Source organism: Chryseobacterium sp. OSA05B, assembly GCF_019970065.1.
GTDB lineage: Bacteria > Bacteroidota > Bacteroidia > Flavobacteriales > Weeksellaceae > Chryseobacterium.
On the sequence record NZ_JAHXYH010000009.1, the window covers coordinates 34,135 to 47,521 of the forward strand.

At 38.9% G+C, this 13,387-nt stretch carries 10 protein-coding genes; 4 read left to right on the forward strand and 6 right to left on the reverse strand.

Going from position 1 to position 13,387, the window contains the following annotated elements; translation table 11 throughout:
• The gene (locus LC419_RS22510) at window positions 1–1,161 is read left to right on the forward strand and encodes an NAD(P)/FAD-dependent oxidoreductase (protein WP_223609462.1); all 1,161 of its coding nucleotides are present in this window, start codon (window positions 1–3) and stop codon (window positions 1,159–1,161) included.
• 80 nt (window positions 1,162–1,241) lie between these two features.
• Window positions 1,242–1,745, forward strand: coding sequence for a DinB family protein (locus LC419_RS22515; RefSeq protein ID WP_223609463.1), 504 nt, complete (start codon window positions 1,242–1,244; stop codon window positions 1,743–1,745).
• Between the two features lie 243 nt (window positions 1,746–1,988).
• Here LC419_RS22515 and LC419_RS22520 read toward each other — a convergent pair whose 3' ends face one another.
• The 3 genes from LC419_RS22520 to LC419_RS22530 form a co-directional block, all read right to left on the reverse strand.
• Window positions 1,989–2,753 (reverse strand): hypothetical protein, encoded by a 765-nt coding sequence (locus LC419_RS22520; protein ID WP_223609464.1) that lies wholly within the window; start codon window positions 2,751–2,753, stop codon window positions 1,989–1,991.
• A 77-nt stretch (window positions 2,754–2,830) separates the two neighbouring features.
• Window positions 2,831–3,733 (reverse strand): AraC family transcriptional regulator, encoded by a 903-nt coding sequence (locus LC419_RS22525; RefSeq protein ID WP_223609465.1) that lies wholly within the window; start codon window positions 3,731–3,733, stop codon window positions 2,831–2,833.
• A gap of 16 nt (window positions 3,734–3,749) precedes the next feature.
• A complete protein-coding gene (locus LC419_RS22530; RefSeq protein WP_223609466.1) occupies window positions 3,750–4,754 on the reverse strand; it encodes an aldo/keto reductase in 1,005 nt (334 codons plus the stop codon).
• Between the two features lie 267 nt (window positions 4,755–5,021).
• On the opposite strand from LC419_RS22530, the gene LC419_RS22535 reads away from it, so the two are divergent.
• A complete protein-coding gene (locus LC419_RS22535; RefSeq protein WP_223609467.1) occupies window positions 5,022–5,399 on the forward strand; it encodes a VOC family protein in 378 nt (125 codons plus the stop codon).
• Window positions 5,400–5,525: 126 nt separating this feature from the next.
• Here the strand turns inward: LC419_RS22535 and LC419_RS22540 are convergent, their stop codons facing one another.
• From LC419_RS22540 to LC419_RS22550, 3 genes are all read right to left on the reverse strand, one after another.
• Window positions 5,526–8,543: a reprolysin-like metallopeptidase gene (locus tag LC419_RS22540; RefSeq protein ID WP_223609468.1), complete on the reverse strand. Its 3,018-nt coding sequence runs from the start codon at window positions 8,541–8,543 to the stop codon at window positions 5,526–5,528.
• 1,068 nt (window positions 8,544–9,611) lie between these two features.
• Complete coding sequence (locus LC419_RS22545) at window positions 9,612–11,036, reverse strand: tetratricopeptide repeat protein (protein WP_223609469.1); 1,425 nt, start codon at window positions 11,034–11,036, stop codon at window positions 9,612–9,614.
• A 73-nt stretch (window positions 11,037–11,109) separates the two neighbouring features.
• Window positions 11,110–12,543, reverse strand: a complete 1,434-nt coding sequence (locus LC419_RS22550; protein WP_223609470.1) for a tetratricopeptide repeat protein — start codon at window positions 12,541–12,543, stop codon at window positions 11,110–11,112.
• A 326-nt stretch (window positions 12,544–12,869) separates the two neighbouring features.
• Between LC419_RS22550 and LC419_RS22555 the strand changes: the two genes are divergently transcribed.
• Window positions 12,870–13,361 (forward strand): GNAT family N-acetyltransferase, encoded by a 492-nt coding sequence (locus LC419_RS22555; protein WP_223609471.1) that lies wholly within the window; start codon window positions 12,870–12,872, stop codon window positions 13,359–13,361.
• The last annotated feature ends 26 nt before the right edge of the window (window positions 13,362–13,387 follow it).

A 13,387-nucleotide genomic window follows, 5' to 3' on the forward strand; every position in this document is an offset into this window, starting at 1 on the left:
ATGTTAATAGAAAATAAATCAATTGCCATAGTAGGCGGAGGTCCGGGAGGACTGACGCTGGCCAGACTTTTACAGCTTAAAGGTGCTGATATAAAAGTCTATGAAAGAGATCTCAATAAAAATGCAAGGGTACAGGGTTCCCCGCTCGATATGCATGAAGGTTCGGGTATGGATGCTCTGCGCGGTGCAGATCTGCTGGAAGAATTTAAACAGAATTACCGTCCCGGTGCAGACAAAACACTGATCGTGAACGAACATGCGGAAATCGTTTACAGTGATCATGAAACGAAACCTGATGAAGATTTCGGGAATCAGCATTTCCGTCCTGAAATAGACCGTGGACCGTTGCGAAATATGCTTCTCGACTCTCTAAAACCAGAAACCGTGGTATGGGACAGCCATTTTCTTTCGATGGAAGCACAAAACGGAGGCTGGCTCCTGCATTTTAAAAACGGTTTTTCAGCGTATGCAGATATTGTGATTGCTGCCGATGGTGCCAATTCAAAGATCCGCCCTTACCTTACAGACGTTAAACCGATCTATTCGGGAATTTTAATGCTGGAAGGGAATGTTTCCAATGCTGAAAAAACGGCTCCTCGTATCAAAGAACTGATCAAAGACGGTAAAATAATGGCTTTCGGAAATAATAAAAATCTACTTCTGGGTCAGAAAGGAAGCGGTGATCTTGGATTCTACGCCAGTTTCAGAACAAATGAAAACTGGGCGCAAGAAAGCGGTCTAGATTTTTCTGATCCAAAGCAGATTCTGGAATGGTTCAAAAAAGAATATCCTGAATGGAGCAGCATCTGGTACGAGCTTTTTGAAAACGCTTCGGTTCCTTTTATTCCGCGTCCAATCTATTCGATGCCTTTAAATCAGCTATGGAAAGCTCAACCCAATCTGACTCTGCTTGGTGATGCCGCTCACGTGATGCCTCCCTTTGCCGGAGAAGGCGCGAATATGGCGATGCTGGATGCCCTGGAACTCAGCCAATGTCTGACTTCTGATCAATTCGGTACATTGCAGGAAGCCATTTCCCTTTATGAACATCAGATGCGTCAAAGAGCTGCTGAAGCTACCAAAGATTCTTTAGACAATGGAGAAAAGATGCATTCTGAAACGGCATTGGCTACGATGCTGGAATTTTTCACCAGTCATTAAGTTTTTTAGCACAAAATAGTCTGAAATGTTTTTGCCCGTCCCTTTATTTTCAATAATTTACAGGAGCAAAAGACCTATTTATGGAAATCACCTCTGTAACATCATTTATTGATTATTATGAAAAAGTACGGGCCAGAACGCTTCGGCTTATTGAAGTGGTTCCGCCGGAGCACCTTGATTTTTCGTATAAACCGGGAAAATTTACGATTGGTGATCAGATCAGGCACATTGCTGCGATCGAAAGATATATGTACGGTGAAACCATTTCGGGAAGAAAAAGTGCGTACCAGGGTTGCGGAAAAGAGCTGGCAGATGGTTATGAGACGATCATCGCATTCTTTAATGAAATGCACAGGCAGACGATAGAAATTATTCGTGGGCTTTCTGACGAAGACCTCAACCGCAAATGTCTGACACCTCCGGGAAATGAAATTTCTGTCTGGAAATGGCTGAGGGCCATGATAGAACATGAGATCCATCATAGGGGCGAATTATACATCTACCTCAATCTGCTGGATGTGAAAACTCCCCAGATCTACGGCTTTTCGGCTGAAGAGGTTCAGGATATGAGTGTGAGGTTGTAGCTACAGTTTTGAGTAGCTGATTGTCAGTTGCTAGTTAAAATAATGCAGTTGTTTGTTGATTCGTAATAAATAAGTTAATCCGATCCTTGTTTAGATGCTTAGATAAGCAGATGGATTTTTGGATAAACGTAAGGGCGCAAGGTTTTTTCTAAATGTGAATATTTAAGGCGCAAGAAAATCAAAGATTTTCAAAGAGTCTCATATCTTGTGTCTGAAATCTGATGTCTAGCCTCTGATATCTCTTTAGTCATAAAAATCCAGCTCATCAAAGTCCTTGATCTCAGAAAGCGTCATCAGTTTTGTTGTTTTTAATTTTTTCCATCTATCTTCAAATACTTCATCACCGCCTTCCGCGTCATTATTGACATTGGTTTTATCAAGCTGTTTTCCGGTTAAAAAATTAATACTGGTCGAACTGTTCACTCTTGGACCTGTATTAGAGCTGCCATCATAGCCGATCAGTTCAAAATCTGAGCTTCCATATCTGAAAGTATAGGTCCAATAGCCATATCTGCCATGGGCATAATGAATGTACAGCTTTTCTTTTTCAGCGTAAACATCCAGTTCGGGTGCGTAATACACTCCTCCTTCTTCGTTTTCTGAGGAGAAACAGGTTTCATTTTTAGAGGCAAGTTCATACCCCTGTCCTTTTTTGAAAAGAATGATGATTCCACGGCGGTTGCGATCGAGTTTTCCGCGGGATTCGTCGTTGACGATATTAGCGGGATCTACTTTTTTGATGATGAGAATACAGTCTTCTGCTCCGTCCTTATTTAAGTCTCCGAAAGATTTCTCAAAAACCTTATAACCTTCCGGTACAAATTCGGCGGGATCTTTTTTCGTTTCAACAACAGGTTCAGCTTTTTCAGAAGTGGTAACTGCTGTAGTATCTGAGACGATTTTATCAGTGGACTGAGGCTTTTTTTCTTCTTTTGAACATCCGCAGATCAGGATAAGTGATAAAGGAAGCCAGGTGAACTTGACAAAGCTCGATATTTTTTTTTTCATAAATGATCAGGTTTGGCCATACAGGCAGAACCCAAATGTAAGCATTTCAGGAAATTCCTTCAAAATACTTTTTTTAATCAGTTAAATCGGAATCCCGCCCTGAATTCTAAAGGAGCCATTTTTGTTTTCTTTTTAAACAAAGTACTAAAAGACTGGGCATGCTCAAAGCCTAAGCTGTACGCAATTTCACTCACTGACAATTCGGTTGCAGACAGCTTTTCTTTGGCTTTACTGATCAGCTTTTCATGGATATGCTGTTGGGTATTCTGACCGGTGTGGATTCGCAGAAGATCGCTCAGATAATTAGGTGAAAGATTCATGGCTTCGGCAATGAGATGTACGCTCAAAAGCCCTTTTTCTGCAGACTGATCCTGATCAAAATAATCATTCAGAAACTTCTCAAACCTCGCCAACAGCTGCTGGCTGCCATTTTTCCGGGTAATAAACTGCCGTTCGTAGAAGCGATTGGAATAATTAAGTAGCAGATCGATTTGTGAGAGAATGATTTCCTGCGTATGCTGATCAATATGCTGACATTCCTTATCAATTTTATGAAGAATCTCAATAAGATTAGTTTCCTCATCTTCAGATAAATGCAAAGCCTCATTCACAGCATAGGAAAAGAATCCATAGCCGGAAATAGTCTGGGCTAAAGGATGTCTCAGTATAAAATCCTCATGGAAAATCAAGAGATAACCTGCGCCGCACTCCATATTGTGGAAGTCGAGATACTGCACCTGGTTGGGTGCAGTAAAACTCAGAACTCCTTTATCGTAATCATAATGCTGCTGGCCATATCTTACTTTTCCTTTTGATTCCCGTTTCAGGGCAACACAGTAAAATCTGTTGACAAAACCTTTCCAGACTTCGTCGTCCAGAAATATACTTTCTGATAAATTGATCACACTCACCAGCGGATGTTTAGGTTCCGGCAGCGAAAGCAAACGGTGAAAAGCGGAAACAGAGTGAATGGTATTCATAGCCTATCATATATGGTTAATCTAAAAGCCCCATGCTGAACTCATCATACGGAGCGCCTGTATCTGTTCCCAAAGGTACGATACTTTCCAGTTTTAAAAGATCGTCTTCACTTAACTGAATTCCGGCCGCTTCAATATTCTGTTCTAAGTATTTTCTGCGCTTTGTTCCGGGAATCGGGATGATACCTTTACTGATGATCCATGCGAGAGCGAGTTGTGAAGATGTTATATTCTTTTCTGCAGCCATACTTTCTACTGCATTCACAAGTTCAATATTCTTATGAAAATATTCTTCCTGGAAACGGGGAATTCCTCTTCTGAAATCATGTTCCGGAAGATCATCGATGGAACGAATCTGACCGGATAAAAAACCGCGTCCCAATGGTGAATACGCCACAAAACCCACCTCAAGTTCTCTCAGCGTTGCTAAAACTCCTTTTTCCTCTGCAGTTCTTTCAAATAAAGAATACTCGCTCTGTACAGCCGTAATAGGATGAACTGCATTCGCTCTTCTTACGGTTTCAGAAGATACTTCAGATAAACCTATGTACCCGATTTTTCCTTCTTTAACAAGGTCGCTCATTGCACCAACGGTTTCTTCAATCGGAGTATTTTTGTCAAGGCGATGCATGTAGTAAAGATCGATATAATCCGTTTTTAAATTTTTCAACGATCTCTCTACCGCTTTTTTCACATAATCTTTGGTTCCGTTAATCGCCCAGGTCACCTTATCGGAATCGTCTATTTCCCACCCGAATTTTGTTGCGATGATATACTGATCCCGGTTACTTCCCATGGCTTTCGCGATCAGCTGTTCATTTTTAAAAGGTCCGTAAAGATCAGCGGTATCCAGAAAATTCCCGCCTAATTCAAGGGAGCGGTGGATGGTTGCAATGGCTTCGTTTTCATCTGCTTCGCCATACATATTGGCGTCTTCAAAACCGGTCATTCCCATACAGCCTAATCCTATATTGGGGATTATCAAACCCTGATTGCCTAATTTTACCTGATTCAATTTCATATTGTTGATTTTTATTGATACAAAATTCAGCATAAATCAGGAGGTGGATGTTTGCAGAATCACGAATCTCGTATGTAAATCACGGAATTGTATTTTTCTTAAACCACCAGCTTTTATACCATCATCATTGACATTATTTCATCCGGAAAAGCTTATCATTTAAAACAAAAAGAATATTCCGGTGAAAAGTTTTACATATATTTGAAAACAGACGGAAGCACCGATCAGCTTCCGATGATCTTAATTCTAACGATTAAAAAAATAGACATGAAAAAAGTAACAGGAATCGGAGGTATCCTTTTCAAATCAAAAGATCCGACCGCCATGAACGAATGGTACAAAAACCATCTTGGCCTTGAAACAAGTCCATATGGAACCAGCTTTGAATGGCGCGAAAGTGAAGATCCGAACAAAAAAGGGCTGACCCAATGGGCTCCTTTTGCAGAAACTACAAAATATTTTGAACCTTCTGACAAGGATTTCATGATCAACTATAGAGTGGAAAATCTGGAAGCTCTGGCAGAGGAATTGAAAAAGGAGAATGTTATGATCCTGGACAGTATTGAAACCTATGATTATGGAAAATTCCTTCATATTCTGGATCTTGAGGGGAATAAAATTCAGCTTTGGGAACCGATTGGCTAAACAATATATAAAATAGAAAGAGCCCGGTGCAATACCAGGCTCTTTCTTCACAAAAGGTACCATGAAATCTTTCTCCAGTTCAGGACAGGTGATTAATCTGCCCTTCAACCTGAAGTATCTCATTTTTTATTTCTTAATCAGCTTGGTGCTGTAAGTTTCAGTCTCGCCGGTAATTGAAATGATGTACACTCCTTTAACCAATGCTGCTACATTAATTCTCTTTCCTTCCAGTTTTCCTTCCAGTGCCAGTCTTCCGTCTGCACTGTAAATCTTATAATCTGCTTTTCCTTTGATGTTTTTCACTTCTACATAGGTATCTGCAGGATTTGGATAAATGGACAGTTCTGATTTTGTATTCTTAGTCTCACTGACAGCCAGTCCGCCTGTAATCCTTACAGGAAGATCCATAATACCGCCTGCTCCACTTGAAAGCTCACCACACACACTGCCTAATGCTGCAGTTCCATATTTAGCAACAACCCTCATTCTTAACAGTTTATCTCCTGCATAGGCTGTAGCAGGTACTGTAAAGATGATATCCCCATAATTAATAGATGAGGCTCCGGCAGGAGAATTTCCAGCAGTTTGTCCCACTCTTTCAGAAGCCTCAAATGTTCCGTTTCTGTCATAGTCGATCCAAACAGAAATGTTCACAGGTCTGTTAGCTCCATAGCCTGGCGATGAACGGATCGTCGGTTTAAAGGTATATTGAGTCCCTTTAGTAAGATTGACTGTTTTTGTAAGGTCCTCGCTAAGGTCTTTATACGTTCTGTATGTAGGATCATCGTAGTCGATATTAGCGACACGTACTCTTCTTATAGCAGAGTAGTTTGATATTCCTGAATTAAGGATACAGTAATCTACTCCCGTTGTTAAACCTTTAGTTTTAAAAACGTAATTGGCAGAGAAGCTACCCGGAACACTGTTGACAACAGCTGCTACCTGTGTTTCATAATTCTTTTCATCTTCAAGACCGGTCAGTACCAAAGAATTCGTCGGGCTTGTAGCATTTTGCCAGTTGGCTTCACCTTGTTTTCTGTAATTAACAGAATAGGTATTAGCTCCCGGTACGCTATTCCAGGATATTCGGGCTGTGGTTTTGAAGACTTCTTTATCTATTGAAGAAACTCCTGTTGGAGCTGCTGCTGCCGACGTTGGAGCTGCTCCCACATTAACGGCAGGAGACACCGCGTAAAACACATTCCCCAATGAAGATATTCTCAGTTTAACGGCACCGGTAAGATTGGCAGGCATCTGTGCTGTATAGCTTCCTGTATTAGGAGCTGAGGCGACAAGGTCTGTCCAGGTGATTCCGTTATCGGCTGTGTAATCTATTTTTACATTGGCCACATTGTAAGGGGCATTATTTGTATTGGCAGCATCCCAGGTGATGGTATTGGATGCGTTGTTATACAGTACACTAGCTGCTGTAAGTCCATTAAACTTGAATGGTCCGTCGTTTCCTACAGTCAGTGTTACATCTGAAGAAGAAAGCATTGGACGCTGAGGATTTTCATCCCTTACCGTTACGGCATATCTAAGTATTCTCGGAATGTAAGAAACCGTTTCCCAATCCTGTTTGTTGGTTAGTGAACCATTCATTACCGTTTCCATTTTAGGAAAATATCTTCTTCCACTGGCCGTTCCTGTATAAGATCTGGTTAAAGCTCCCTGAGGATTATAGCCCCAACCGGTGTCTCCTGAAATGGTAGTTCCACCCCCTACGCTATCATTTTGTTCCCATGTATATTTTACCGGATCATTTTGAGCGTCTACCGCATTAGCTTCCAGATAGTAAGCAGTTCCTTTAGGAATTGTATAAGATGCAATAGGAGATATAGCTGGCGCCGTATTATTGTCAATTTCCAGTTCTGTACCACATCCTACCTTCCCTTCCATATTCGTCAGAATCTGGTCGATACTTTTATAATGGAAATAAGGATTGCTCACCATCTGAACATTATCGCTGGTAATTCCTGCGTAAGCCATAATGGTTGTTCCTCCTCCCGGTTCAACATTCGCTCCGCTATCTTCGGAATTGTGTGAAAAAGTATGGTTTCCTCCAAACTGATGCCCCATTTCATGAGCTACATAGTCAATATCAAATGAATCTCCCTGAGGAACGGCATCAGCTGGAGAAGTAAATCCTGCCCCTTTGTAATTCGAAGGAATACCGTCACTATCCAGAGCTGCATCATCGCTGCATACACATCCGATACAACCTGCCATACCACCACCACCGGAAGCTCCGAAAAGGTGACCGATGTCAAACAATCCGCTTCCTACATTTGCTGTAAGCGTATTCATTAATTCCCCACTCCATAAGGCATCATCAACGCCAGGTCCTGAGTCTGAGTAAGGGTCATTGGCAGCATTAGTATAAATAATTCCCGGTAAGTCCTGAACAGTAAGGTGAATTCCAAAATCTTTCTCAAAGATCCCGTTCACACGGCTCATCGTATTGTTCATTGCGGTAAGTGCTCCGGCTGGAGTTCCTCCATGGAACTGGGTATATTCTCCGGTAACAGAAAGTGCCAGTCTGTATGTTCTGTATTTTGTGCTGGAAGGTCTGCTGGTAATGCCTACGTTAGAAAGATTTTTTTTTCCGTTAGCCTCCAGTGCTTTAATTTCTTTGACATCTTTTTCATTCATTCCACATTCAAAGCCGTGTTCTCCCGTTGTTCTCTTTGTTTTATAGAAAACACCGTACGTTTTTTTGTCCGCTGAAACAGGTTCTATAAACTGGAATACCCCGTCTTTGATGATCATAGACTGCATATCTGTAGGCGATGTGCTGAATCTTACATATTTGGAGGGATCATCGATCCCGGCTCCGACATAGGAACCCAACTGGTATTTTTCTACCAGAGATTTTGCCATCACAGGATTACTGTATACCGCAAATTTCTCAATCTTACCTTCTGCTGTAGGCAAAGATATGATCACAGGTTTTGCGTTCTTTCCTGTTTCTACAGCATCTTTCAGAAGATTTCTGAGCGATGTAAGATCTACTCTGTACGCCTTTGTGATTTCAACATCTTTTCTGATTTCAGATACTTTCTGTCCTACAGGCTCCCATCTCTGGGCATAAACAGATGTAAATCCGGCAGCTAAAACACTAACTAATAAAATTTTCTTTTTCATAAAAGGGGTTAATATAAATAGGTGGTTTAATTTAACTGAAGTACTATCCCTGATTCATAATCATTCATTAAAAATGATCCTTTAAACCGAAGGTATTTGTTGTGAATAAATTTCATCAAACAATAAAACTTCATTAAAAAAAATAAATCTATCATTATTGCATTGAAACTATTATAAAATCACCTACTACTCAGATACTTCCAAGTCATAATTCACTTATTAACAAACAATTAGAAATCAATCACATTTGAGGAGACTTAACATAATTTTCTCTATGGAATCGAAAATGTACAAGATAACTGTAGAAAAAGAAGAAGGAAATTATCAATATCCTAAGCTGAACTTTTTCAACCTATTAATGATTTGGTCATTAAAAGATCCAACTCACTGATCCCATCAAATAAAAAAGCCACCTGACAAAGTCGGGCAGCTATTCCAAATTTTCATTATTACGAATAATCGAAAAAATTATCCTGTCCAAAATTCCTGTATATAAAAAAGAAATCCAAAAATGAACACTCTACTTGTATACTACTGCAAAAAGTAAAGCCAATAACTGATCAATAATAAAAAATGCCGGTCAATCAAAATTAAACTCCCATAAAAAAGGAAAAACATGATCATACAGCTTGCACCCACAGACATTACCTGACTAAAAATCAACTACATAACCCCTTAAAAAAGCATTCGAACTGCCTATTAAAAATTAATTAAAATTTGATAATTAGTGAAAAAAAATAACAATGTAGTACCCATGTAGTATAATATTTTTTCTATTTTCTTAATAAAAAGTGCAAATTTGAAATAACAAACAACAAGTGGTGAAATGGGTTTTCAGTTATGATGGAAAAAAATATTTCGAGAGCTGTCTGATATGATCAGGCAGTTTTTTTTTATTCAAAAAGGAAGAAAGTTTGATGAAAGAAGATGTAAGAAAAATACAGAATGTCATTTATTTTTAAGGCAGCCCTTCATCAGCTTTTAGGATAAGTCTAAGGAAATATCCGTACAGATCTCGTAACCTGTAACACGAATCACGAATCACGAAACCTCTTCACTCCGAACCCTTCACAGCAAGCTGTCAAAAAACTGATAGATATCTGTTTCCGTTGGAATGTTCAGCTTTTTTCTAAGTCTGTACTTTTTCTGCTGAACAGATCTGGGTTGAACTGAAGTATAGCCTGCAATATCTTTGGAAGTAAAATGCAGTTTCAGCATCGCACAGAAAACTAAGTCCGAATTTTCAAGATCAGGATTCAAAGCCAGTACATTTTCAATGAAGCCTGGATACGCTTTTTTAAAAGTGTCTAAAAATCCGGGGTCATTTTTTCTTGCCAGCTCAATCACTTCTTCCTGAGTATTGTCATGCATCTGGTTTTTCAGCTTTTCTGCCTCGTATTTAAGTACTATTTTTTTCTCTTTCAGCTGTCTGACAATTTTCCACAGGTACATCCCAACCAGCGACAAAACAAATATTGAAGCAATACACAAGAGCAGTACCTTACTTCTATGATGTTCCGAATCGGTCTCGGTCTCTGTGATAAAGCCTTCCATGTCATGGTTGATTGCTTCCAGCAAAGCCGCATCGGATTTGTTTCTTTCCTCTGTATAGGCCTGCAAAAATAAGAGTGCCTTTTCTTTATCTCCCATACTTTCATACAGGGATCTAAGATCTGTATACACATATTTGGTATACTGAGCAAAGACATATTTCGTTTTCTTGTTGATTTCCAATGCCTTCAATAGTGATTTTTCCGCTTTATCATACTGCTTGTTCATCATATAATATTCGCCGAGAACAGTATTGGCATTAAGAGCCACACCATCAACCCTACCCTGCAGATTAGATTTTTCGGCTATAGAAGACAGATAAAACCGTGCTGAATCCATATTTTTAAATCCATAAAGATAAAGATCTCCAATAGCACATTCAATGCGTCCTGAATGGTCTAATTTCCCTGCTTTACGAAAATATTCCAGCGCTGGATCATACATCTTTTTTCTGTAAAAATAATCTCCGCGCTTATAGTAGATTTTAAAGAGAACATCGTTGCGGAACGGCGAGTCTTTAGTATCTTTTATATAACTCATTGCTAAATCATTATACTTAAAAGATTTGTCCAACCGTTTAAGGTGCAACTGAAAATTGCTAAAGTCATTGTAGAATTTAGCTCTGTGAATATTACTTTTCGAATATTTAAGGATATTTTCTGCTTTATTAAAGAAAAATTCGGCTCTTTTGTAGTTTTCAAGGGGCAGATTTACATTGGCGAGATTCAGGAAACACAGTGCTTTTCCTTCCGCATACCCTTTCTTTTCTGCTTTTTGATAATAATCTTTATTCAGTTTAACCAAAGCATCATAATTACCCGAAAGACGCAGCTCTTCATTCTGTTTCAGCAAAGGAGTGTCAAAATCCTTTTCATATTGGTCAGGATCTTTACTGCACGAAAGCAGGATGAGAAATAGTACGAAAGTAAGACAGCGTATCATGATACGTTTTTCTATAAAGTTAATCAATAAAGGTATACATCCATTTTCCCCGGCTCTAAAATAAACCCGTCTTTTAAATCGCATCTAAAAATTCATAAATATCCTGATCCCCTTCAATATTCAGTTTTTTTCTAATCCTGTACTTTTTCTGCTGAATAGATTTATGCTGAACAAATGTGTAGTCAGCTATTTCCTTGGAAGAAAAATGCAGTTTGAGCAGGGCACAAAAGGCCAGTTCGGAATTTTCAAGATCGGGATTGATGGTGAGCAGACTGCTGATAAACTCAGGATATAATTCTTTAAATTTCATAAGGAAAGAAGAATCATTTCTTTTGGCCAGATCCACCACTTCCTGATGTTTCTTTTCGTATACGCGGTTTTTAAGTGTATCGGTCTCTGTTTTAAGACTTTTCTTCTTGAGTTTTAAATGCTGTATATTTTTCCAGACAGACATTCCGGATACCGAAATGATGATAAGGGACAAAATTCCAATAATCCATAGATCATTTTCGCGTTTATCAGATTCTTTCTTGGCTTCAGCTATAAAACTGTCTGTAGTGGTGTTGATGGCTGCAAATCTTGCCTCCGCGAGCCTGTTGTCTTCCTCCAGATATTTATTCAGATAAAAATAGGCCTTTTCTCTGTCATTTTTCTTTTTATAGAGGTCTGCAAGCGCTTTGTATACATCTTTAATATGAAAAGAATAGGTAAGTCTGGTTTTTATACTGAGCTCCAGGGCGGTCTTCAGCATTTTCTCAGCTTCATCATAATGGTTGATCTCGTTGTTGTAATACCCTAGTGTATAATAGACCCAAAGTTTCTCAATATCAGGTGTTTTGTGATGCTTCATCAGCTCTTCTGCCCTTAGCACATATATTCCTGCCGAGTCCGGTCTGCCGGTGTAAAGATGATATTGGGCGATCATACAATTGGAATACGCTGATTTCTCCAAAGCATTTCCCTTATGAAAATTTTTCAGTGAATTTCCTAATTGTCCTTTCCATGCAAAATAAGTTCCCCTATTGGTATAAATCCGGGGCATAAGCTTTTTTTTAAGCTCCGAATCAGGTGCTTTTTTCAAAGAATGAAGGGCAGAATCACTGTAGATGATCGCTTTATCATACTGCTTGAGATGTGAATAATAATGGGCGTAGCTGTCGTAAAATTTTGCCCTGTGGAAATTATTTTCTGATCTTTTGAGACTTTCTCCGGCCTTATCCAAAAGAGTATGAGCCCTCTCATAGTCCCCTTCTGTAGAATTGACATTAGCAACGTTTAGAAAGCAGAGTCCTTTTCCTTCTTCATATCCCATCTTACCCGCTTTTTTAAAGTACTCCCCATTAAGACGGACAAGGGCTTCAAATTCCCCGGACGCATTCAGGTCATTATTCTGCCTGATTAAGGGTACATCAAAGTCTTCTGTATGATCGTAAGTAGAAGTCTGGTTGCATGAAATAATAATAAATAGTATACTCATCCGTAATGTGCGGACTATCAAATTTTTCATAATAGGATGGTGTTCATATACAATTTATCCGTTATTTTTCCAGTAATCGGTATTTCTATGCAGCTTGTCGTTTTTTAATGTCTAATAACCAATATTAGACATATCCATGGTTTATTCGTTTTTTACGTGATAAATATAAGAAAATTCACGCTTAAAATTGAATAAAAAACAGAAAACAAAAATATTAATTAGAAACATTCTTATTAAATGTATTAATTAAAAAAGGGAATAATTATTTTTTTATTAAAAGGAATGATTTTATTTTAAAAACATTTCCTCAAATTTAACTAATATCACTAAAAAAAGTAATCCGAATTTTATTTCATATGAATATTAATTACCGCGTACTCTTACCTCACGAAAGCAAAAATTACAGAAACATCAGGCTGGAAAGTCTGGAAAAATTTCCGGAATCATTCGGGGACGTTTATCAGGAAGCTTTACAAATTGAAAAGTTCAGAATGGAATCCGATATCGAGAATCAGACGCAAGGAAGATTTATGGCAGGTGCATTTTCAGATGATGAACTGATCGGAATCTGTGCTTTTGTAAAAGAAGAAAATCTTACAGGCAGTATCTACCAGATGTATGTAAAAGAGAGTTTTCAGGGAAAGAATATCGGTTTGGGACTGATTCGGGCTGTGATTAAAGAAACTTCTGAAAGGTTTCCCGGGATCACCATTTTCTTAGAAGTGACGGATAAAAATGAAAAAGCCTACAATCTGTACAGAAAAATCGGGTTTACAGAGGTCATTGAAGATAGCTGGCAAAATGAAAATTCCGGTAACACTCAACTTTATCTTCATACCGCAGGATAAAAACAAGTCCACCGAATCTCCGATTC

What these genes read in the sequence shown, in the direction of transcription:
- LC419_RS22535 (WP_223609467.1), top strand. Translation starts at nt 5,022, where the DNA reads ATGAAAAAAGTAACAGGAATCGGAGGTATCCTTTTCAAATCAAAAGAT.
- LC419_RS22530 (WP_223609466.1), bottom strand. Translation starts at nt 4,754, where the DNA reads ATGAAATTGAATCAGGTAAAATTAGGCAATCAGGGTTTGATAATCCCC.
- LC419_RS22525 (WP_223609465.1), bottom strand. Translation starts at nt 3,733, where the DNA reads ATGAATACCATTCACTCTGTTTCCGCTTTTCACCGTTTGCTTTCGCTG.
- LC419_RS22510 (WP_223609462.1), top strand. Translation starts at nt 1, where the DNA reads ATGTTAATAGAAAATAAATCAATTGCCATAGTAGGCGGAGGTCCGGGA.
- LC419_RS22515 (WP_223609463.1), top strand. Translation starts at nt 1,242, where the DNA reads ATGGAAATCACCTCTGTAACATCATTTATTGATTATTATGAAAAAGTA.
- LC419_RS22545 (WP_223609469.1), bottom strand. Translation starts at nt 11,036, where the DNA reads ATGATACGCTGTCTTACTTTCGTACTATTTCTCATCCTGCTTTCGTGC.
- LC419_RS22555 (WP_223609471.1), top strand. Translation starts at nt 12,870, where the DNA reads ATGAATATTAATTACCGCGTACTCTTACCTCACGAAAGCAAAAATTAC.
- LC419_RS22540 (WP_223609468.1), bottom strand. Translation starts at nt 8,543, where the DNA reads ATGAAAAAGAAAATTTTATTAGTTAGTGTTTTAGCTGCCGGATTTACA.
- LC419_RS22520 (WP_223609464.1), bottom strand. Translation starts at nt 2,753, where the DNA reads ATGAAAAAAAAAATATCGAGCTTTGTCAAGTTCACCTGGCTTCCTTTA.
- LC419_RS22550 (WP_223609470.1), bottom strand. Translation starts at nt 12,543, where the DNA reads ATGAAAAATTTGATAGTCCGCACATTACGGATGAGTATACTATTTATT.